The following is a 24,262-nucleotide window of genomic DNA, read 5'->3' as shown; positions in this document are numbered from 1 at the left end:
ACATCATGCTTAAGAACCATTTCAAAATAGCTTGGCGAAACCTTCGAAAAAGGAAGGTCTTTACAGCTATCAACATTTTAGGGCTTGCCATTGGTTTTGGAAGCAGCATTCTTATTTATCTATTTCTGAACTTTCACCTTTCGTTCGACAAGTTACATAAAAATGCAGATCGCATATATAGAGTGGTCACGGAAGAGCATACAGATATTATAGACCATGAACCATCAGTCCCTCCTGCTTTTGCCAAGGAATTTCGTGATAACTATGATTATGCCGAAAAAGTAGCTAAAATAAATACTTGGGAAGATAATTTGCTGAGTATTGATTGCAGAGGTCAGATGGTCCAGCTTAAAGAAGATGCTGTATTTGCCGAACCAGATTTTTTTGAAATTATGAATTTCCCCTTGGTTAAATCAATGGGAACACGCACTTTGGATGAGCCCAATACCGCTTATATAAGTGAGAGCACTTCAAAAAAAATGTTTGGCGACATTGACCCTTTAGGGAAAACCTTTGTTTTGGATAATCGTGAGACTATTGAAGTAATCGGTGTGCTTCAGAATCTTCCAAAAACATCTATGGTTACTGAAGGTTTATTCATTTCCTTTAAAACCTTGATTCCCCTTGAAGACTATGCAGCTATGGAAACTTGGAATGGAATCACTTCTGAACTACAATGCCTAGTTCTCTTAAAACCAAATCAAAACATAGCCGATATTGAGAACACTTTACTTGAACTCCCCAAAAAGTATCGACCAAACTTTGCCAATAAGCATGTGTACAAGTTACAGCCCTTGGCAGATGTTCATTTTAATCCTGACTATTGGGGAATGGATCCCGCATTGTTATGGGTCTTTGGGATAATTGGCCTGTTCTTAATCATTATTGCAAGCATAAACTTTATCAATATTTCTACTGCCCAGACATTTACCCGATCTAGGGAAATAGGGGTCAGAAAAGTGTTGGGGAGCTATAGGAAACATTTGTTTTTGCAGTTCTTGACCGAAACTTTTATCATAGGCCTATTTGCCATGCTTTTGGGAGTTTTCTTCGCAGCCATTTCTCTGGCCCAATTCAACGAACTTTTTCAGTTGGAATTGACCTTTGATGATCTATTCACCCCGAAAATCTTTGGATTTCTTTTTTTAGTCTTGGTCATAGTGTCTTTCATTTCAGGAAGCTATCCCGGTCTGCTTATGTCCAGGATTGTTCCGGTACTAGCACTCAAGGGAAAACTAAACCAAAAGGACACCGGAGGAGTTACTACAAGAAAGGTATTGGTAATAGCACAATTTACCATTTCCATTGCGCTTATAGCGGCTACAATAATTATTTCCAAACAAATGGATTATGCCATAAACTCCGATTTAGGATATACAACCGAGTCGATTGTCATGACCGGCATTCCAACGGTTATAGAGCCTGTTAAAATCAAATCCTTAAAAGAACGGTTTGAAAAAATAACAGGGGTGAAACAAGCTTCCGCCTGTCTAAGCAGTCCAGGAGCATCAAAAAATGATTGGAGTACAAATGCCAGATATCATAACAACCCAAAAGATGAGGAATTCGCCATCAACTACAAAATGGGAGATATTGACTATTTAGAAGTGTTTGAAATTGACTTATTGGCTGGTCGGAATTACTTTGAAAGTGACAGCATTCATGAGATTTTGGTCAACAAAAGATTCGGAGAAAAATTAGGAATAACAAATCCTGAAGAAATGTTGGGCAAAAAATTTACGGCCAATGGAGGATATGTAAAAGGTACCATTGTAGGAGTGGTCGACAATTTTCACAATGCCAATTTCAGAGAAGAGATAAGTCCTGCCTTTATTGTTCAAAGACCAACTACTTATAACGAAATCGCACTAAAGATAAACCCACAAAATGTAGCTTCAACTTTGGATCAGATAAGGTCGATTTGGTCCGAGACGTTTCCTGGTTATATCTACGAACATCGCTTTATGGATGAAAGGGTTGCAGAACAATACCAGACAGAACAACGATATCTTTTCCTTTCTAAAATATTTTCTGCACTAGCTATATTTATTGGATGTTTAGGTCTATATGGCCTTATCCTATTCTTTGTCGGCCAACGCACCAAGGAAATTGGGATTCGAAAAGTGCTGGGAAGCAATGTCAGAAATATCCTTGCCCTGTTCACAGTGGATTTTTTCAAACTTATATTGATTGCCGGGGTAATCGCCGCTCCAATTGTATGGTACTTTATGGAACAATGGCTCCAAGGATACACTTACCGAACCGAAATACATTGGTGGATGTTTGCCCTCGCCATTATCTCCATTATGATCATCACTTTGCTAACTATAAGTTATCAAACCATAAAGATTGCGCTGACTAGCCCTGTCAAAAGCCTAAGAACGGAATAAAAACTTGCCCTGAGCGGAGTCGAAGGGTCATAAAACAAACATCATGTTAAAAAACCATATCAAAATTGCTTGGCGAAACCTCCTGAAAAACAAAGGGATAGGTGCCGTCAACATTCTCGGGTTAACAGCAGGATTAAGCAGTTTTATTATCATGTTATTGTTTCTCAATTATGAATTAAGTTATGATTCTTGGGATGAAAGTCTTGATCGTGTCTATAAACTTTCTATCAAAAAAGGGGATGATATAAAAGAACTTACTCCAGCTCCATTGGCCAAGTTTTTGACCAAAAAACACCCTAATGTGGCTTTTGGTACGGCCATTCAATCGTCAGGGGATTACGAAGTACAGGTAGATGCCCAGAACAGGACTTTTTTTCAAAAAGGATCTATTGTTGTGGATTCTTTGTTTTTTAAAGTTTTTCCGTATTCCCTCTCAAAAGGTTCTGTCGAAACCGTGTTTGATGCCCCAAATGCAGCTGTGATTAGTACGGAACTGGCCCAAAAGCTATATGGAAACGATGATCCTTTGGGCAAATCCATAAAAATATACGGTGCGTTTGAAGCAGTGATAACCGGTGTTTTGGAGCAACCGTCAACACCCTCGCATCTTGATGCACATTTGTTGGTCTTAGATCCCTATGGCGAAACCAATAATTTTTGGGAAAATTATTCGTATGAGACCTATATAAAGACATCATCCGATTTGGACATAGCGTATTTGGAGAAAGGTATAAATAGGCTTTATTATAAAGAGCGCATGAACAAAAACGAGTATAGCCTTGAAGAATATCTAGAATCAGATTCTTACGAGAAATTGTACGCAGATGCCGTTCCCCAGCTACATAATTATCCAAAATACGGCAACAGTCACATCAAGACCATTCAAGCATTGTTTTTACTTGCCTTGTTGCTTATGGTCACTTGTACCGTAAACTATAACAACCTATCTATAGCAAAGGCTATGGATCGTTCAAAAGAGGTAGGTGTGCGCAAGGTGTTGGGAGCTGGAAAAACCCATGTCATTCTTCAATTTATGATGGAAACCACCCTAATCTGTTGCTTTGCCTTAGGGCTTGCACTGATGCTGGTACAATTAGCCTTGCCTAGTATCAATGCATTCTTTATGACGGATCTAAGTCTATGGCATCAAAGCTATGCTGCATCTTTGCTCGGTCAAACCCTATTGTGTTTGCTCGTAATTATATTTTTGTCTGGTTTATATCCTGCATTTTTTCTTTCCAAATTCAATACGGCCCAAGTGTTTAAGGGAATATCTGTTAAAGGCCGAAAAGGGATGGTATATCGAAACTTATTGATTGTTATTCAATTTGTGGTCGCTAGTTTTTTTGTCATCATAACCGTTGTGGTCGGAAAACAACTCCAATTTATGCAGCAAAGGGATAAGGGGTTTAACGAGGAGCACCTCATTCGGCTCGAAGCTGCCCAAAATATTCGAGAGCAAGGGTTTGAAAAGCTTAAAAATGAACTTAGCTCTCTTGCAGGGGTGCAATATGTGTCCAAAACCACCCAAGTTCCAGGAGATTCCTTTGTGGACTCAACTACAATTGGCTTTACCATAGCGGGCGAAAAGCGCCGATTTGCCTCAGTAAAGGTAAGTACGGATTATTTTAAAGCGCTCAATGTCAATTTTTTAGAAGGACGGGATTTTACCAATTCCATATCTGACCAAAAAACACAAAATGCAATTATCAACCAGGCCACGGCCAAACTCATTTCATCAGAGAGTTCCCTTGGAAAGACCATATATTATGAAGGTTGTGAAAAACCCATGACCATAGTGGGGGTAGTCAATGATTTTAATGTGATGGGCGCAGAGGTACAGGTGAAGCCAGCGGTCTTTACTATAGGCAACGAAGCATGTAGATACCAATCGGGTGGGGCCATTTTAATCAAGGCCAACGGTGGAGCCATTCAAACAACACTGACAGGCATAGAGGAAATATGGAATAAGAATGTGCCCGACGTACCTATTCGATATTCGTTTTTGGACCACAACTTTGAGCAATTATTGGCCTCATACCGTAAGCTGCAAAAAGTAATTTCCTTTTTTGGTGTCGTGGCCATTATAATTTCTTTGATCGGTCTTTTTGCACTCACGACTTACATTGCGAGACAACGCAATAAAGAAATAGGGGTTAGAAAGGTCCTTGGAGCACAAATAAGTTCCATAGCGCTACTTATCGGAAAAGACTTTGTTTCCATAGTCGCTTTGGCCACCCTAATTGGCATTCCCATTGGATGGTGGACCATGGGATATTGGCTTCAGAATTTTGCTTATAAAGTCCCTATTGACTGGTATATATACGTTATGGTCGCCCTTGGTATGGTAATCACTGCTTTTGTTACCATAAGCATACAAACCATTAGGGCTGCCAAAACCAACCCGATAAACAGTCTTAAAACGGAATAAACCAGTCAAAAAACAACAATCATGTTTAAAAATCATATCAAAATAGCATGGCGAAGTCTAAGAAAACAGACTTTTTTTACTTGCCTCAACACTATTGGTCTGGCTATCGGAATTACTGGCGGATTGCTTATAGCACTGTTCATTTATGATGAACTAAGCTTTGATACCATGTTCACAGATGCTGAAAGGATTCATCGTATTAACGTAGATGTAAAATTTGGAGGCAATGAAAGTAAAATGGCCGAAGTTTCTGCACCCATGGCCGCCGCTTTAGAGGCAGATTTTCCACAAGTTGAGCTAGCCACAAGATTCAACACACTTGGTTCTACCTTAATAAGAAGAAGTGATACCCAACGAAACTCAAAAGAAGATGCCGCAACTTTTGTTGATGACTCATTTTTTGAGATGTTCGGCCTGAAGCTTGCCGTTGGTGACGAAGAAACTGCTTTGAGTGAACCCAATACACTTATCCTTTCCGAAACCTCTGCCCAAAAACTTTTCGGAGATTCAAAAGCAATCGGAGAGACAGTGGTTTTAAACAATACAGGTACCTATACCGTTACGGGTATTATACCTGACATGCCCAAAAATTCTCTTTTAAGGGATTGTTCGGTTTTTATAGCAATGTCAGGATTGGAAGATTCTCGCACTGATGAATGGACCAGCCATAACTATGCGACCTTCATCAAACTATCACCCAATGCGCGTATCCAGGATTTTCAAGCTCCTCTACAAGCTATGATGGGAAAATATGTAATCCCCTATGCGCAGCGTTTTTTCCCAGGAATTACAGAGGAAGCATTTATAGCCTCCGGCAACCGATATGAGTTAAGTAGCATCCCTTTGACGGATATTCATTTGCATTCCGATATGGAGGCGGAAATGAGCGCCAACAGTAGTGTACAAAATATTTATATTCTCTCCTTTATAGGTCTATTTCTGCTTGTTCTGGCTTGTGTCAACTTTATGAACCTCTCCACTGCTTATTCCCTAAAAAGAAGTAAAGAAGTTGGGATTCGTAAAACCTTGGGGTCTTCAAAAGTTGCTCTTTTGAGGCAGTTTTTGATGGAGTCTGGATTAATCTCCTTTTTGTCATTGATTCTAGCATTGTTTCTTGCCATACTTGTCTTACCTCTCTTTAATAGTCTGGCGGGCAAAGCCATCGAAATCCCTTTTACAAGTCCATCCTTTTGGGCAATATTGTTGGTTTCTACCATGGTTTTAGCTCTATTTTCGGGCTGGTATCCTGCTTTCTTTATGTCGCGATTCATGCCAATATCTGTCCTAAAGGGTTCTGGTGAAAAAACCGTGGGCGGCAGCAAGGTCAGAAACATGCTGGTTGTGTTTCAATTTTCCATTTCCATTTTATTGATCATTAGCACAGCAGTGGTCTATCAACAACTCAACTATATCCAAAGTAAAGATTTGGGCTTTACTAAAGATCAAGTTTTAATAGTTGAGGAAGTCTTTGCGGCCGGACCTCAATTGCATTCTTTTAAAGAACGGGTCTCGCAACTGGCCCAAGTAAAAAGTGCTACCATTTCGGGCTTCTTGCCCACTCCCTCATTTAGAACCGATACCAGTTTTATGAAAGAGGGACTTCTCAACCAAGAAGATGCCATAAACATGCAAATTTGGAGTGTTGATCACGATTATCTATCTACACTTGACATCGAAGTTTTGGCTGGACGTGGTTTTAACAGACAATTTGCGGCCGATTCAACCGCATTAATTCTAAATGAAACGGCTGTGTCCATTTTGGGGGTTACTCCAGAAGAAGCATTGGGCATGAGGTTATCAAGGGATCTAGGTTCAGAGAACCCTCGATTTTTAACGGTAGTCGGAGTAATCAAAGATTTTCATTACGAGTCATTAAGACGAGGTATTGAAGCTTTGAGTTTACAAATAAGCAGCTCTAATGATGCTATGGCGGTCAGGTTAAATGCTGGTGATTTTTCAGCCGCCGTCGCATCAATTGAGAACATATGGAATAAGGTTGCTCCCGAACAGCCATTTAATTATCGCTTTATGGACGATGCATTCAATTCTACCTATGAAGCGGACCAAAATCTAGGACAAATTTTTATCACATTTACAATCCTATCCATCTTCATTGCTTGTCTGGGACTTTTTGGACTAGCTGCTTTTAATGCAGAAAAACGAACCAAGGAAATTGGGGTGCGCAAAGTTTTGGGTGCAAGCGTTGGCCAAATTACATTACGATTGACCAAAGATTTTTTAAGATTGGTGGGGATGGCCATTCTCATATCCTTACCACTCGGGTGGTTTGTGATGGACAAGTGGCTGGAAGGTTTTTCATATCGGATAGAAATCAGTGTATGGGTATTCTTATTGGCTGCATTCATGGCCATATCCATCGCCGTATTGACCGTTAGTTATCAAAGTATCAAAGCCGCTATTGTAAACCCTGTAAAAAGTTTGCGAACGGAATAAACCCGCCCTGAGCACAGTCGAAGGGTAAAAAAACGATCATGATAAAGAATTATTTAAAAATTGCCTGGAGGAATCTTCTAAAAAACCGAACATTCACCTTGTTGAACGTGGTTGGGTTATCAGCAGGATTGGCCATAACTGCCTTAATTTTTTTATGGGCTTCATTTGAGTTGGGATTTGATCATTTCCATCAAAAAATAGATCGCATATATGAAGTTCAAAACCAGTATGACATTAATGGTGAGATTTTGAATTGGGCGGACACTCCAAAAATCTTGGGACCAACCCTTTCCGAGAACTATCCCGAGATAGAACATGCTGTACGTTACAGTTGGGATATGCATTTTCTCTTCTCAAAAGGGGAAAAAAGGCTTCAACCCATGGGCAATATTGTGGATCCAGAATTTCTAAAGGTTTTTGACTTCCCTTTGGTTTCAGGCAATATAGATTCGGCACTTGAAGGGGTAAATTCGGTTGTATTGACGCAAGCTTTAGCAAAAAAACTCTTTGGTGATACAGACCCTATGGGTCAGACTATCACAATTGACAATAACACTGTTTTTACTGTTACTGGTGTTTTGAAAGACCTTCCCAATAATACAGCTTTCTCTTTTGAATTTTTAATGCCTTGGAAGTATCTAATACAATTAGGTTGGGACGATACCAATTGGAGTAATCACAACATCAAGACTTATGTTCTTTTAAAAGAGGGTGTGACCGGAACCGAACTTACAGAAAAGATTAAGAATATTAGGGCTATCCATGATAAAAATGCTCCAGATATGCTAACCTATCTTTACCCTTTTTCGAAGACTCATCTCTACGCTACCTTTGAAAATGGTGTAGAAACAGGTGGCCGAATCGAAATGATTCGTCTCTTTGCCCTCATCGGTTTGTTTGTACTTATTATTGCCTGCATCAATTTTATGAATTTGAGCACGGCCAAAAGCGAAAAACGAGCTAAAGAAGTCGGTATACGTAAGGTTGTTGGAGGAATAAAACGGCAATTGGTCGGGCAATTCTTGGTAGAATCCATTTTGATTTGTTCGATTGCAGCAATTTTTGCAGTAGTTTCTGTAGCAATGCTATTGCCCGCTTTCAATTCTCTAGTTGGAGAGAAATTGCACATCGATTGGGATAATCCCATAATCTGGACCATAGCCATTGCAGTTATACTGGTCACAGGCCTTCTTGCGGGTAGCTATCCTGCATTTTACTTATCGTCTTTTAAGCCATCAAAAATCCTTAAGGGCACATTCAAAAGAATGGATACATTGATAACACCTCGAAAAGTTCTGGTAGTTATTCAATTCACAGTTGCCATAACATTGATAACGGCAACATTGATTATCAACCAACAATTGAACAAAGTTCAAAATCGAAATCTTGGTTACAATAAAGAACACCTAATCCATGGGTTTCTTGAAGGGGATGCAATAGACAATTATGAATTGATAAAGAAAGAGTTATTGTTGTCTGGGGCGGCAAGATCAATAACTAAAACCAATTCGCCCATAACCGAAACATGGAGCAATACCGCTGATATTAACTGGAAAGGAAAAAACGAGAACGACAACACTTTGATCCATCGTTTGATTGCCGATGAAGACGTTGTTAAAACCATGGGTCTCGAACTTATTTCTGGGCGTGATTTTAATCTCAATGAATATCCTACCGATTCTACTGCTGCTATAATAAATGAAGCGACATTGGCTCTTATGGGTTTGGAAAATCCCATTGGAAAAAAAATAAGGGATAACGGAACTGATTGGCATATTGTGGGGCTCGTTAAAGATTTTGTAATCAATTCCCCTTTCCAAAAAGTGGAGCCGTTGGTCATAGAGGGGGCAAAAGGATGGTTCAGTCTAATCAATATTAGATTGAACCCCAATAATTCCACATCCAATAATCTAGCCATTATAAAAGGTGTTTTCAAGAAATACAATCCTCTGTATCCTTTGAATTATAATTTTGTTGACCAAGAATATGCCAAAAAGTTTGAAGACGAAAAACGCATTGAAAACATCGCCTCTCTTTTTACGCTGTTGACCATACTGATTTCTTGCCTTGGCTTGTTTGGCCTAGCAAGTTACATGGCTGAAAATCGAGTCAAGGAGATTGGCATTCGAAAAGTTCTTGGGGCCTCCATCAGCAGTATAACCAACCTACTCTCAAGAGACTTTTTAAAACTGGTATTGATTGCTTTTGTAATTGCTACTCCCATAACCGCTTACATTATGAATGATTGGCTAAGTGATTTTGATTATAGGGTCAACATTCCTTGGTGGACTTTCTTTTTGTCCGGAATACTTAATATAATCATCGCATTTCTTACCATAAGTTATCAAGCTCTAAGAGCAGCAACCCAAAAGCCAGTTAACAGCCTCCGAACGGAATAAACCCGCCCTGAGCACAGTCGAAGGGTCAAAAAAAACGATCATGATAAAGAATTATTTAAAAATTGCCTGGCGGAACGCATTACGACAAAAAACGCTTTTTGGTATCAACGTAATGGGACTGGCTATTGGCATAGCTACCTGCCTTACCATTGGGCTATACGTAGCCCATGAGCTTTCCTACGACAGCTTTCATGAAAAGGGAGATAGAATCGTTCGAATTGTTATCAAGGGCAAGATAGGTGATGAGATTATCGAAGAAGTCCCAGTACCCGCGCCAGTGGCATTGGCACTTGTCCAAGACCTTCCCGAAGTTCAAAAGGCTGCCCGGCTTCGAGCTATAGGGGAGCCAAAAGTGACGTATAAGGAAAATAACCTACGTCAGGGTAGGTTCGCTTTTGTGGATCCTGATTTCTTTCAAATTTTCTCGCTACCCTTGCTTAAAGGCAATGTCGATACCGCCCTAAAAAAACCTAATTCCATCATCCTCACCCAATCCCAAGCAAAGCGATATTTTGGACAGGAAGATCCCATAGGAAAAATGCTTGAAATTGAAGGAGTTGGCTTTTACACCAATGATGGCTATATGCAAAACGATGGATTATACACGGTAACGGGCTTGATGGCTGACCTACCCAAAAATTCCCATTTTGACTATCAACTCTTTGCTTCGATGAGCAGTAACAAGGGAGCTGTGAGCCAAAGTTGGGTTAATGGGGATTATTTGGCCTACCTACTATTGAACCAAACCTCGAGCATTGAACGTTTGCAAGCCAACCTCCCAGCCATTATAAAAAAATACATGCAGGCCCAAATAGAACAATCCTTGGGCATGTCATACGAGGAATTCCTTGCCCAAGGAAACAAGTTCGGGTTTTACGCAGAACCGCTTTCGGCCATTTATTTTTCCAATATCAAGAATAATAATGTAAAAAGTGCCAATCGTAAAACGGTCTATATGTTCGGGGCTATTGCGTTGTTTATGTTGATAATTGCCTGTATCAATTTTATGAACCTTTCTACCGCGGCTGCCGGCAAACGTATGCGCGAGATCGGTATGCGAAAGGTACTGGGTTCGAACCGTAATCAATTGATCTTTCAGTTTATGGCCGAAGCATTTGTGGCCAGTACAGTCGCTACTCTGATAGGACTGTTATTATGGACATTGACCCTTCCTTATTTTAACAACACGGCCGATACTAATTTTGAATTGCTTCAACTTTTTTCACCTTATTTTTTAATCACAGTCGGTGGCCTTGTAGTGTTCATCACTTTGCTCGCGGGCAGTTACCCTGCCTTTTTTATGTCATCATTTAAACCGGTAAAGGCCTTAAAAAACCGTTTTACCTCCAATGGCAGTTCGGTAATTCGCAATGGCCTTGTCGTGTTTCAGTTTGCAGTATCGATTACATTGATTATAGCTACTTTGGTCGTTTCAGGTCAAATGCATTACATACTTAATAAAGATGTAGGTTATGACCGCGAACAAACAATCGTCATTCGCTCTGCAGGTCGTTTGGGCAATGACCTAAAGGCTTTTAAAGAGTCCGTGGAGAAAGATTCACGAGTGGTCAATGCTTCTACTTCAGCATTTGTGCCCGCCGGCCCGAGTGATCAAGGAGGCACCACGGTCACTACCAAGCATGAAATCCCCCAAACCTTACGTACCAAAGTATACAACATTGATGAGGCCTATATTCCTACTTTGGGTATGGAGGTCGTTAACGGACGTAATTTTTCCAAGGAATTCGGGAGCGAAAAAAACAACATCATCATCAACCAGACCGCAGTACGAACCTTTGGAATGGTCGGTAATCCCTTAGGGCAGACATTAACCGTAGCCACGGACAACATGGGGGGCAGAAAAGAAGTTACCGTGGTTGGGGTGGTCAAGGATTTCCATTCCCGTTCCCTTCATGGCCTTATCGAACCCTTGATTATGGAATACAATCCTTATTATGGTTTAATAATCAAGTCACAAACCGAGGATATGGCTGGCTTGGTTGGAGCAATAAAAACCGAATGGGACACATTTAAATCGGGTGAATCCTTTGAGTATGCCTTTTTGGACGAACTCTATCAGGAAACTTATCGAAAGGAAAGCAATACGGGTACAATACTCCAATTTTTTGCCCTGCTAACCATTTTCGTCGCCTGTTTGGGGCTCTTTGGTCTAGTAACCTTCACAGCCGAACAGCGCTTCAAGGAAATCGGTATCCGAAAAGTTCTGGGTTCCTCGGTGTTACAGATTGTACATATGTTGTCCAAGGATTTTCTTAAATGGGTCTTGGTCGCCATGCTCATTGCCTTTCCATTAGGTTATTACCTGATGAACCAATGGTTGGAAGATTTTAGCTACCGAATCCAAATCCATTGGTGGGTATTTGCAATCGCCGGTCTAACCACCATTGCTATCGCCTTCGCCACAATCAGTTACAAAAGTGTAAAAGCGGCCCTCATGAACCCGGTAAAAAGTCTCAGAACTGAATAAATTATTCCAAAAAGAACGATCATGATCAAAAATTATATCAAAGTCGCTTGGCGGAATCTCATTAAAAACAGATTAAGTTCATTTATCAATGTATTTGGACTAACGCTGGGAATAAGCGTTTGTGTTACAATTCTCATTTTCGTTCGCTATGAGTCAACCTTTGATGCTTTTCATAAGAAAGCTGATCTAACCTATAGGATTGTTCAACATAGTCTATTGCCCAATCAAACCTTATATTGGAACACAACTGCTTATCCCTTGGCAGAAGCACTACGGAACGATTTCCCAGAAATCAACCAAGTGACGCAAATCTCTGGCCCAGTAAGCCGAGTGCTCAAAGTGGAGGATGCTCTAGGAAATGAGAACCTTTTTGAGGAACCTGAAATCTTGTTTGTAGATGAATATTATCCAAAAACTTTTGATTTGATATGGTTAGCCGGAAATGAAAATACCGCACTACGAGAAATAAATTCTGTTGTGCTAACCGAAACTATGGCAAAACGCTATTTTCAATTGGGTCCGAATAACTATTCAAACGCATTGGGTAAGACTATTTATCTACAGAATGATGACCCCTTAACAGTTACAGGAGTTATAAAGTCCCCAAAAGGAAATTCTGACCATCAATATAATATGTTGATTCCCTACAAATTCTTTATAACCCAAAATTCTTTTTTTTCAGAAAACTGGTCGGCTAACCATCAGGGAACAACTTATGTGGTATTGAACAATACTGCCTCTAAAGGTGCTCTTGAATCAAAAATTGCCGACTGGAAAAAAAAATACCTCAACCCCCAAAATGATAAGCGCATTTCATATTACCTGCAACCTTTGAAGGAAATACACAATGAAACGCTATATGGCCCAAGCCCCGGAGGTTATATTCTCCCAAAAAACATACTATCGATATCTACTGTTATCGCGTTATTTATTCTTTTGATAGCCCTAATAAATTTTGTGAACCTAGCTACTGCACAATCCTATTCCAGATCAAAAGAGGTAGGTATAAGAAAGGTAGTCGGCAGCGAAAGAAGACATCTAATTCTTCAGTTTATTTTCGAAAACAGCCTTGTCATCGTTCTTGCTTCTCTTATATCCATTATCGCAATTAAGGGATTGCTTATGCTGCTGAACGATTATCTGACCGTTATTGATTTACAACTGAGGTTTCTACCAGAACATTTCCTCTATATCATACTTACAGCCATTATTGCTATGCTACTGGCTGCCGTATACCCCGCATTATTCCTGTCCTCTTTTGAACCCATCAAGGCCCTAAGAAACAAGTTTGATTATACAAAGGTCGACAAGGTCAACCTAAGAAGATCATTGGTTACATTTCAGTTTGTGGTGGTTCAATTATTTGTAATAGCTGCTATTGTTTTGGCATTTCAAGTGAGCCATTTTAAAAGTAATGACCTTGGTTTTCATAGAGATACGGTTGTCATCACAAAATCTTCGGATTACTCTAAGTCCAAAGTATATAAAGAAAAGTTGCTTGCTGAATCGGCGGTTTCTAAAGTTTCTTTTGGTTCAGGCCCACCGATGGCCGTAAATGGACTCCAGCTCGGGACTAACTATCGTTTACCGAAACAATCAGAGGAAGAGTCATTAGCGGCAGAAATGAAAATGGTCGATACCGAATATCTTGATTTTTATGGTCTACAGTTATTGGCGGGACGAAATTTCACGCTAAACAAAGAAGCCTTTGACGAGTTTATAGTCAATGAAACCTTTTTGAAGCCCTATGGCTGGACTCCAGAAGAAGCGATTGGTCAACAGATTCAAATAAATGAGGGCATTGCAAAAATTGTCGGGGTAGTAAAAGATTTTCATAATAATTCACTGCAATATGATATTACACCCTGTGTCCTTGTCAATTGGACATATTACCTAAACAGTGCATTCATAAAACTTAATGATGCAGATTACATATCATTGGCAACAATCAAAACCAACTGGGAAGAAATATATCCAAATGCTATTTATAGCTATCAATTTTTAGATGATGCCATCGCCAAAGAATACACTGTTGAAAATATGATTTTCGCAGGTTTTGGTGTGTTTTCAATTCTTTCCATATTAATCGGTTGTTTAGGTCTTCTTGGGTTAATGTCCTTTATGGTTTCCAAGAAAAGTCGGGAAATTGGTATTAGAAAGGTATTGGGTGCCTCATTATTGGAGAACGTTTCCTTGTTCTCTAAAGAATACATTAAGCTTGTGGGGTTGTCTTTTGTAATTGCCGCACCATTGGTCCATTATTTTATGAGCCTGTGGTTGGAAGGTTTTAGCTATCGGATCCAACTTTCTTTTTGGATGTTTTTGTTTGGAGGGCTTGTTACACTATTAATCGCTGTGATTACCTGTAGCATCCAATCTATAAAAGCGTCCTTGGTCAATCCCATTAAAAGTCTGAGGACAGAATAAATCAAAAAACGAAAAATCATGATTAAAAACTATATCAAAATTGCTTGGCGGAATCTTACAAAAAACAAGTCGTATACCATAATCAACGTGGGCGGACTGGCCTTGGGCATGGCCGTTACCTTGATTATTGGACTTTGGATGAAAGATGAACTTACCCATAACGGTTATTTTACCAATAAGGATAACATCGCACAAGTATTCCAGTCCCAAACCTTTAATGGTCAGATCGGCACCGGACCAGCGATTCCAAGACCCTTGGAAAAAGCACTGCGAGAAAAATATTCCAGTAATTTTAAGTATTTGATAATGTCCTCATGGACAAACAAGGTTTACCTAAAACATGAAGAAACCAGCCTCTATAGATCTGGAAACTTTATGCAAAGGGAAGCCCCAGAATTATTGAATCTGGAAATTATAAAAGGAGAAAGAGACGGTCTAAGAGAAGTGAACTCCATTATGCTCTCTGAGTCAATTTCGAATGCACTTTTTGGAACCGAAGATCCTATTGGAAAGGTTGTCAAAGTGGCCAATAAGCATGATGTCATGGTAACCGGAGTATATAAAGACATTCCATTTAACACTTCTTTTGCCGACACAGGATTTATTATTCCATGGGAAGGGTATGTGGCGGCCAATGAATGGGTAAAGAACTCTGAAGATCAATGGGGCAACAATTCTTTTCAGCTGTTTGTACAACTTGCTGATAATGTCAATATGGACAAAGTATCTGCAACCATAAAAGATGTCAAAAAAACTTTAGCTGAAGATACTGTAGAATATAATCCTCAACTGTTTCTGTTTCCAATGAAGGATTGGTATTTGAGAGGTGATTTCAAAAACGGAAAACAAGTTGGTGGACGAATCAAGTATGTTTGGCTCTTTGGTGTTATCGGGGTTTTTGTATTGCTTTTGGCCTGTATCAACTTTATGAATTTGAGCACGGCCCGGTCTGAAAAAAGGGCCAAGGAAGTGGGAATACGGAAATCCATAGGTTCCCAGCGAAGCCAATTGATCAATCAGTTTTTGGGAGAATCCTTTTTAGTGGTTGTATTTGCTTTTTTGGCCGCACTATTAATCGTTCTAGTATCATTGAGTGGTTTTAATGAGTTGGCACGTAAGGAAATTGCCTTCCCTTGGGCAAGTCCCGTTTTTTGGGTAGTTTCTATTGCCTTTATCTTATTCACCGCGCTGTTGGCAGGTAGTTATCCCGCCTTGTATTTATCTTCCTTTAAACCTGTAGATGTACTAAAAGGAACCTTTAAGACAGGAAAGCATGCCAGTACTCCTCGTAAGATTCTCGTGGTTTTTCAATTTACCGTTTCCGTGGCTTTTATTATCGGGACAGTCATTGTGATGCAACAGATAAATCATGCAAAAAACCGCCCGGTTGGATATGATAAGGAAGGTCTAATACAAATCCCTACTTATAGCCAAGATTTTATAGGAAAGACAGATGTAATGCGCCAGCAATTTTTAAACTCTGGAGCAGCAATTGCCATGGCCACTTCAAGCAGTCCTACAACTCGCATTTGGTCTAATCGCAGTGGTTATACTTGGGAAGGAAAACCAGATGGATTTCAAGAAGATTTTGCATGGACAGAGGTATCTCCCGAATATGCCAGCACACTCAACCTAAAAATTATCCAAGGAAGGGATTTTTCCAAAGATATGGCCACTGATTCCTTGGGTATACTCATCAATCAAACCGCCGTTAAGTATATGGGGCTGGAAAACCCAGTAGGCACTATCATTAGAGGTTCCGATGAAGAAGATCCAGGACCGTCAATGAAAATTATTGGCGTCATCGAGGACATGATTGCCCAATCACCCTATGAACCTGTAAAGCAATCATGGTATGTCTATGATCGCCAAGATAACTTTAGCTATTATAATTTACGGTTGAACCCAAACCAAAGTGCAAGCCAGAACCTTGCCATAATCGAACGGATTTTTAAAGAGAATTTCCCTGCGATTCCCTTTCAATATGACTTTGTGGATGAAGAATACGGAAAGAAGTTCGCGGCGGAAGAGCGTATCGGGACACTTTCCGGGATTTTTACCGCATTGGCTATTTTGATCAGCTGCCTTGGATTATTTGGTTTGACCTCTTTTGTAGCTGAACAAAGAACCAAGGAAATAGGGGTAAGAAAAGTACTGGGCGCTTCTGTCTTTAACGTATGGAATATGCTTTCCAAAGACTTTCTAAAGCTGGTCATCTTTTCCTGTTTTATAGCCGTGCCCATTGCTTACTATGTTATGAATGGTTGGTTACAGGAATATCCCTATCGGGTCATTTTAAAGTGGTGGATTTTTGCTTTGGCCATGTTGGGTGCCTTGGCCGTCACGATTCTTACGGTAAGCTTTCAGGCCATTAGAGCCGCAAGGGCAAATCCTGTTAAAAGTCTTCGGACAGAATAAACATCATCAAAAACAAACAATCATGTTGAAAAACTATTTAAAAACAGCTTGGCGGAATCTTGTTCTTCACAAGTGGTATTCAATTTTGAATATTGGAGGGCTTGCAATTGGTATGACCTGCGCTATATTTATTTTAATGTGGGTACAAAATGAATCGAGCTATGATTCATTCCACGAAAACGCGGATGAAATATTTCGGCTTACCGCTAAAGCTAATGAGGATTTTGAGGCCGCTGTGAGTCCGGTAGGAATGGTAATCGAACTTCCTGATGAAATGCCTGAAATTAAATCAAGCCTTCTTCTGACCAAACCTTTTGATGCGCTTGTTGAAACAAACGGGCAAAGATATAAGGAAGGTTCTATTTTCTTTGCGGATGAGAATTTTTTGGAATTCTTTAGCTTCCCATTGATCGCTGGTGATGCAAAAACAGCTTTTACCCAGTCAAACACTATAATCATAACAGAATCAACGGCAAAAAAGTACTTTGGCGAAGGCCAGGCTTTGGGTCAAACCATAAAAATAAACAACCAAGATTCTTTTCAGATTACCGGGGTGTTTGCTGACCTTCCCACCAACTCGCATTTGCAATTCAATGCTATAGTCCCAACAGCACATATTGCAAACAGTGACCAGGATTTGATAAATAGAGTTTGGAACAGTTTTGATTATTATGGGTATTTCCGGTTTGAAAAAGATGCTATTGCATCTAGAGATGCCTTGGCCAAAACCACCGAAAAAATCAATCAAGTATATGCCAGTCGAGTTCCCGATTTCGAAATTGACTTTAATTTACAGCCACTAAAAGATATTCATTTGCATTCGACAAACTTGCAAATAGATCTCCCTGGCCATGGTAACAGCCAATATGTAAACATCTTTCTTGTAGTGGCCTTCATTATTTTAATCGTTGCCTGTATCAATTACATGAACTTGGCCACAGCAAGGTCCGCAAGGAGGGCCAGGGAAGTGGGGCTTCGCAAGGTGATAGGAGCTGATCGCGGTCAACTTGTTTTTCAATTCTTGGGCGAATCTTTGATCATTTCATTTCTTTCATTGGCTATTTCAATCGGATTGGTCTATCTATTACTTCCAGCATTCAATGATCTTGCTCAAAAAGAACTGGTGTTTCAACTAGAGAACACTTTAATTTGGACAAGTTTAATTGTTATAGCTCTTGTTACCGGACTTATCTCTGGTAGTTACCCTGCTTTGTTGCTTTCTGGATTTAAACCGATGAAAGTGCTGAAAGGCAGGTTGAAACTTTCCAATTCCAATCTCCTCTTCCGGAACGGACTGGTCATTTCACAATTTGTAGTTTCGGTACTGCTGCTCGTTGGTACCATTGTAATTTACAAACAGCTTAATTTTATCAAAGACAAAAATTTAGGATACAATAAATCCAATCTTATATATATCCCCATGGAAGGGGAAATGTGGGACAAGCAAGAGGCCCTTAAAACAGCTTTGGACCAAAATCCATTGACGAGTGATTTTTCAATTATCTCAGAGCTCCCTGCAAGTTTGGTCACTGGCGACTTTGACGTAACCTGGAATGGAAAGGACCCAAATCAGCAAATACTTTTTCCAAGCATTGCTGTGGATGAAAGTTTTTTAGATGTTTTTCAAATGAAACTTTTAGAAGGGAGGAACTTTTCCAAAAACTCCTTTGAGAATAATGACTATATCATCAACGAAACTACAGCCCAACTTATGGGACTGGACACCGAAAACCTTGTGGGTCAAAAACTCACCTTTCGAGGAAGAACCGGAACCGTAATTGGTGTGGTCAAAGAGTTTAACTTTAAACCCCTTCAATATGCCATTGAGCCATTGATTCTGTGGCATAGTCAAAGAGGGAGATACACCGTGGTACGAACCTCTCCTGGCAATACCGAACATGCCATTGCAGCTCTGGAAAAAGTCTATGGAGACCTCAATCCGGCTTATCCCCTTGTCTATAATTTTATGGATGCTGATTTAAACTCCCAGTATAAAGGAGAGCAACAAATGGGATCCATATTTAATGTGTTTGCTCTATTGGCCATTTTTATTTCATGCATGGGGCTATATGGACTCTCAGCATTTATGGCAGAGCAACGTTTTAAAGAAATTGGAATTAGAAAAGTTTTAGGTGCCAGTGCTATGAAATTGGTAAATATGCTCTCTAAAGACTTCTTAAAGCTTGTATGCATAGCTTTTTTAGTGGCCGTTCCCATAGCTTGGTACGCTATGAATCATTGGCTGGAAGAATTTGCGTTCCATATTAATCTACAGTGGTGGATGTTCGCCGGAGCAGGGTTGATTGTATTGTTTGTGGCCTTGTCTACAGTAAGTTATCAAAGCTTAAGAGCTTCACTGTCGAACCCAATTAAAAGTTTGCGCGCCGAATAATCAAAAAACAGCAATCATGTTCAAATTATATCTAAAAATTGCCGTCAGATACTTGCTTAAAAATAAGCTCTATTCATTTATCAATGTCTTTGGATTAGCTATAGGAGTCATGTCATTTATCATGATTATGTGTTATGTGAGCATGGAGTGGAGTTATGACAAGTTTGAAGAATCCCATCTGGTCCATCGCGTATTTATGGATTATATAGAGGGTGATCAATTTGTGCCAGGTGATGCGAATTCTTACCAACTGAGTGGTGCAACCCTAACGGAAAAGTTCCCTGAAATAGAATCTTATGTGCGATTTCGACGATTTGATGAACAGAACTTTGTGGTCGATAGACAGGTTTATGATGATCAAATCATCTCAATGGTAGACCCGACGTACTTCGATATTTTCAATCAGAAGCTGGTACTTGGGAATGAATCCACAGCACTTGTGGAACCTTTTTCGATTGTAATCAGTGAGGTATTGGCAAATACCGTATTTGGTCGAGAAAATCCGATTGGCAAAAAAGTCGAATTGGCTTTTGATGGTCAATTTCTGCCGCTTACAGTTACGGGAGTCATCGATTTTTCTAATCGCAGAACGCATATTCCCACTGATTGTTTAATTTCTTTAAGTTCCTATTTCAATTTACCCTATTTCGAGCGTGAGCGACAGAATGTTTGGACACAAAATGAGTTCTATACCTATCTTAAAGTTCGTAAAGGAACCGATTTGGCTGACCTCAATGCCAAGGTAATGGCTTTTAAACCAGGTGAAGACATACACGAATTTGAGCGACATCACCTTGAACCGCTAGAATCCATTCATCTCAATTCAAACAAACCTTATGAAGCTCAGGCAAATGGCAGCGCCAGTTCGGTAAAAATGCTAGCACTTATTGCGTTGATTACGATGCTGTTGTCTTGGATCAATTATGCCAATTTAACGACCTCCAAATCCATGGAACGAGCTAAAGAAATAGGGGTGAGAAAGGTTGTCGGTGCAGGGCGCCATCAGCTGGTGGGCCAGTTTTTATTTGAATCTTTTGTCCTTAATACCGCTGCAATACTTTTAGGTATTGTGCTTATACTTTTGGTATTGCCAACATTCAGTTCTTTTGTTGGTTACGACTTTAGTCTAAATGGCAAAACACTAAGGCAATTGTTGCCCTATCTCTTAATTGTTCTATTTGGAACCTCTTTAGTTTCGTTTTTGCCCTCCTTTGCCATTTCAAAATATAAACCAACTTCAGTGCTCAAAGGTAAACTGGCCAATTCCGGTAGTGGTCTATTCTTGAGACGAACACTTTTAACCGGGCAGTTTATTGCCACGATATGCCTGCTTTCTGGCACATTTATCGCCTTTAAACAAATTGACTATCTCAAAAATCGGCCATTAGGTACTAATCTAAATCAAGTTCTTGCCATAAAGGGCCAAGCGATAAATCGCTCAAAAGATTCTTTGTTCCACAGGGATTTCAATGTTGTACTTGAAGAACTTAAGAAGAAAAACTATGTGGCCGATATTACGGTGGCAAGTACTTATCCTGGAGAAGATTATGGAAACGCAAATAGCAATGTTGGTATTCAATATGTAGACGGGACCGTTGATGAAAAGCACATCTGGTACAATTATGCGGTCTGGCCAAATTACTTTGACCTTATGGAAATGGACTTTGTGGCAGGTGGGCCCTTTCACCAGACAAGTCAGAAAAAAAGCAAAAATATTGTGGTCAATGAAACTATGGCGAAACTTATGGGTGTCCACAACCCTCAAAATTTAATTGGTAAAACGACTGTATTTTGGGGAGAGAATTGGCAGATTGTTGGTGTTCTAAAGGACTACAGCCATTTCGGAATTAAATCTTTGGCAAAGCCAATAATAGTCAGGCACAACAATATCTCTCAGAATATCTTGATCAAACTGAACGAACAAGTCATTAACTTGGCCGGTATAGATAATGCGTTGCAAGATATTGAATCCGTTTGGCGCGATGTATTTCCTATGAGTACCTTCAATTACAAGTTTGTGGATAGCCAATTTGAAGCCACCTACGCCGATGAGCAACGTTTGGCAAAGGTTTTTCCAATATTCACACTTTTATCCATACTGATAGCTTCTTTAGGCTTATTTGGTTTAACGTCATACACATTGATACAAAGAACCAAAGAAATCGGTATCCGTAAAGTAAATGGAGCCAGCATTGCCCAAATTCTACAATTGCTCAACCAGAACTTTGTTAAATGGGTGGGCTTGGCCTTTATTATCGCCGTTCCAATTTCTTGGTTTGCCATGGATAGATGGCTTCAAGGGTTTGCCTACAGAACAAACTTAAGTTGGTGGGTTTTTGCTTTGGCAGGTGTCATGACTTTGTTAATTGCACTGCTAACCGTTAGCTGGCAGAGTTTTAAAGCAGCTACAACAAACCCAATTGAATCTCTTAGAGATGAATAACCCAATAGGGTACTAAAGAAATCAATCAAAAAACTAGAAATCATGTTAAAGCACAATATCATACTTTTTTTTAGGAATATTAAAAGGAGTAAAAGTTCATTTCTGATCAATATGATAGGCCTGTCTACGGGCATGGCCTGTACTTTATTAATATCGCTTTGGGTGCTGGATGAACTTGGCGTGGACAAGTTTCATGAAAACCATGAGCGAATCTATCAGGTTATAGAGCATTTGAATTTTTCAGATGGGGTCCAGACGATGATTGAAACTTTTGGCCCAATGGCAGAATTGTTGACTGAAGAATTTCCTGAAGTGGAATTCGCCGCGGAAGCCATTCCTCCCTCTTGGTTTGGCAAACATAATCTTTCAATAGATGAGAAAAGCATCAAAGCAGTGGGACAAATTGTGGGGAAAGATTATTTTAATATTTTTTCCTACGGAGTTATCCATGGAGACAAGAATAAATTGCTTGAGGACCCAAACTCCATAGTAATCTCAAAAGAATTGGCATTGAGTCTGTTCGGAACTACGGAAAATGTTGTCGGCCAAACCATTTCCTACGAACAGGACAAACTGTTTACTGTTTCAGGAATTTATGAAGGAACCCCTTCCAATTCCACAGTTCAATTTGATTTTGCCCTGTCCTCCCATGCGTATAAAGATGCGCCTCCCTGGAATTCCCTTCATTCATGGAACGGCAGTGGACCCCAAGTTTATGTGCAATTGAAGGAGGGAGCTGATATTGGTGCATTGAATACCAAGGTGGACAAGCTTAGAAAAAGTACGAACCCTAAAAGTATTCGAACCGCAGTCCTTGTTCCCTATTCAGAACATTACCTTCATGGCACTTACGAAAATGGAAAACAGGTTGGTGGTCGCATCCAATATGTAAAGCTATTCTCTATTATCGCCTTGATTATCCTTGTAATAGCTTGTATCAATTTTATGAATCTTTCGACGGCCAGGGCCACCAAAAGGTTAAAAGAAATCGGTGTAAAGAAGGCTGTTGGTGCCAACCGAAACATATTTATTACCCAGTTTCTCGGCGAATCGCTTTTGATGGCTTTTATAGCATTGACTGTTTCCATGGCGATGGTTGCGCTTTTCCTTCCACAGTTTAATCTTATTGTAGGAAAACAGTTGGCTTTAATTTTTGATTTCAACCTGATTCTAATAATACTCGGCATCACAATTTTTACCGGACTTGTCGCCGGAAGTTACCCAGCAATCTATCTTTCGGGATTCAATGCCATTACAGTTCTCAAAGGAAAACTGAATCAATCCTTTGGTGAGTTGTGGACAAGAAAAGGCCTGGTAATTGTACAATTTTCGCTTTCCATTATTTTGATAGCCTCGGTATTGGTAGTGTATATGCAGATGCAATATGTGCAAAACCAAAATTTGGGCTATAAACAAGATAACATTGTCCATTTCAATGTCGAAGGCCAGATAAAAAACCAAAAAGAATCCTTCATAACCGAATTGAAGAAGCTGTCTGGGGTTCAAAATGCTTCCAGTACAACTCATAGTATGGTTGGTCATAATTGGTCAGTAGGATTGGATTGGGAAGGAAGAAATCAAAGAAACATCGCTTTTCAAGTCGCTGGTGTGGATTATGATTTTATAGAGACCATGAATATGGAAATTGTTGAAGGCCGAGGTTTCGATAGGGAATTTGGGGCCGATAGCCTCGGACTTGTTTTTAATGAGACTGCCATTAAAACTATGAATATTGAAAATCCTATTGGCAAAACTGTCAGAGGGTTTTACGGGCAAGGTACAATTATAGGCGTGGTCAAGGATTTTCATTTTAAATCGTTGCACGACAAAGTAGAGCCGCTTTTTCTTACCATGATGCCCGAAGCAACAAACAAGGTAATGGCAAGAATAGAAGCTGGTAAGGAAAAACAAGCTCTTTCCGAAATTCAACAACTCTACAAAACATTTAACCCAAGTTTACCTTTTGAATATGCGTTTTTGGATCAAAACTTTCAAAAGCTATATAGCTCTGAGCAACGCGTAGCTTCTTTGTCAAAGTATTTTGCTGGGTTGGCTATTTTAATTTCATGTCTAGGGCTATTTGGTCTGGTTATTTTCACCACAGAAAGAAGACGCAAAGAAATCAGTATACGAAAGGTGTTAGGGCAAAAGGCCTCGCAAATAACCTTAATGCTTTCAAGCGAATTTGCTAAGTTGGTTTTGGCCTCGGCCATTATTGCCTTGCCCATTGCCTATGTATTGATAAGCAATTGGCTCTCAACTTTTTCATACCATGTTTCCTTAAATTTTTGGTACTTTTTATCTGCAGGTCTGATAGCTCTGTTTATTGCTATGCTGACCGTTGGCTCTCAGACCATCAACGCCGCAAATAAAAACCCCGTAGGAGGTTTAAGAGAGGAATGATTACACTGTTAACTATA

General features: G+C 39.8%; 10 protein-coding genes. All 10 read left to right on the top strand.

Going from position 1 to position 24,262, the window contains the following annotated elements:
- Positions 1-5 precede the first annotated feature (5 nt).
- From E4661_RS14965 to E4661_RS14920, 10 genes are read left to right on the top strand one after another with little or no spacing between them, the layout of a single operon-like run.
- Positions 6-2,390 carry an ABC transporter permease gene (locus tag E4661_RS14965; RefSeq protein ID WP_136468270.1) on the top strand — a complete coding sequence of 795 codons (2,385 nt, stop codon included), beginning with the start codon at positions 6-8 and terminating at the stop codon, positions 2,388-2,390.
- Positions 2,391-2,433: 43 nt separating this feature from the next.
- On the top strand, positions 2,434-4,821 hold the full coding sequence (locus E4661_RS14960; protein ID WP_136468269.1) for an ABC transporter permease: 2,388 nt from the start codon (positions 2,434-2,436) through the stop codon (positions 4,819-4,821).
- Between the two features lie 21 nt (positions 4,822-4,842).
- Positions 4,843-7,275 (top strand): ABC transporter permease, encoded by a 2,433-nt coding sequence (locus tag E4661_RS14955; RefSeq protein ID WP_136468268.1) that lies wholly within the window; start codon positions 4,843-4,845, stop codon positions 7,273-7,275.
- A 38-nt stretch (positions 7,276-7,313) separates the two neighbouring features.
- Positions 7,314-9,674: an ABC transporter permease gene (locus E4661_RS14950; protein ID WP_136468267.1), complete on the top strand. Its 2,361-nt coding sequence runs from the start codon at positions 7,314-7,316 to the stop codon at positions 9,672-9,674.
- 40 nt (positions 9,675-9,714) lie between these two features.
- A complete protein-coding gene (locus E4661_RS14945; protein WP_136468266.1) occupies positions 9,715-12,162 on the top strand; it encodes an ABC transporter permease in 2,448 nt (815 codons plus the stop codon).
- 21 nt (positions 12,163-12,183) lie between these two features.
- Positions 12,184-14,589: an ABC transporter permease gene (locus tag E4661_RS14940; RefSeq protein WP_136468265.1), complete on the top strand. Its 2,406-nt coding sequence runs from the start codon at positions 12,184-12,186 to the stop codon at positions 14,587-14,589.
- An 18-nt stretch (positions 14,590-14,607) separates the two neighbouring features.
- Complete coding sequence (locus E4661_RS14935; protein WP_136468264.1) at positions 14,608-17,007, top strand: ABC transporter permease; 2,400 nt, start codon at positions 14,608-14,610, stop codon at positions 17,005-17,007.
- Positions 17,008-17,029: 22 nt separating this feature from the next.
- On the top strand, positions 17,030-19,399 hold the full coding sequence (locus E4661_RS14930; protein WP_136468263.1) for an ABC transporter permease: 2,370 nt from the start codon (positions 17,030-17,032) through the stop codon (positions 19,397-19,399).
- 16 nt (positions 19,400-19,415) lie between these two features.
- Entirely contained in the window at positions 19,416-21,842 is a 2,427-nt protein-coding gene (locus E4661_RS14925; protein WP_136468262.1) for an ABC transporter permease, read from the top strand.
- A gap of 42 nt (positions 21,843-21,884) precedes the next feature.
- Positions 21,885-24,245, top strand: coding sequence for an ABC transporter permease (locus E4661_RS14920; RefSeq protein WP_136468261.1), 2,361 nt, complete (start codon positions 21,885-21,887; stop codon positions 24,243-24,245).
- Positions 24,246-24,262 lie beyond the last annotated feature (17 nt).

Origin of the sequence: Flagellimonas onchidii (assembly GCF_004804315.1) — a bacterium.
Lineage (GTDB): Bacteria > Bacteroidota > Bacteroidia > Flavobacteriales > Flavobacteriaceae > Flagellimonas > Flagellimonas onchidii.
Note: the sequence above shows the minus strand (reverse complement) of the source record. Positions and strands in the feature narration are given on the sequence as shown.

Coding starts and splice junctions, on each gene's coding strand:
- E4661_RS14935 (WP_136468264.1), top strand. CDS start 14,608: ATGATTAAAAACTATATCAAAATTGCTTGGCGGAATCTTACAAAAAAC.
- E4661_RS14950 (WP_136468267.1), top strand. CDS start 7,314: ATGATAAAGAATTATTTAAAAATTGCCTGGAGGAATCTTCTAAAAAAC.
- E4661_RS14930 (WP_136468263.1), top strand. CDS start 17,030: ATGTTGAAAAACTATTTAAAAACAGCTTGGCGGAATCTTGTTCTTCAC.
- E4661_RS14940 (WP_136468265.1), top strand. CDS start 12,184: ATGATCAAAAATTATATCAAAGTCGCTTGGCGGAATCTCATTAAAAAC.
- E4661_RS14955 (WP_136468268.1), top strand. CDS start 4,843: ATGTTTAAAAATCATATCAAAATAGCATGGCGAAGTCTAAGAAAACAG.
- E4661_RS14945 (WP_136468266.1), top strand. CDS start 9,715: ATGATAAAGAATTATTTAAAAATTGCCTGGCGGAACGCATTACGACAA.
- E4661_RS14920 (WP_136468261.1), top strand. CDS start 21,885: ATGTTAAAGCACAATATCATACTTTTTTTTAGGAATATTAAAAGGAGT.
- E4661_RS14925 (WP_136468262.1), top strand. CDS start 19,416: ATGTTCAAATTATATCTAAAAATTGCCGTCAGATACTTGCTTAAAAAT.
- E4661_RS14965 (WP_136468270.1), top strand. CDS start 6: ATGCTTAAGAACCATTTCAAAATAGCTTGGCGAAACCTTCGAAAAAGG.
- E4661_RS14960 (WP_136468269.1), top strand. CDS start 2,434: ATGTTAAAAAACCATATCAAAATTGCTTGGCGAAACCTCCTGAAAAAC.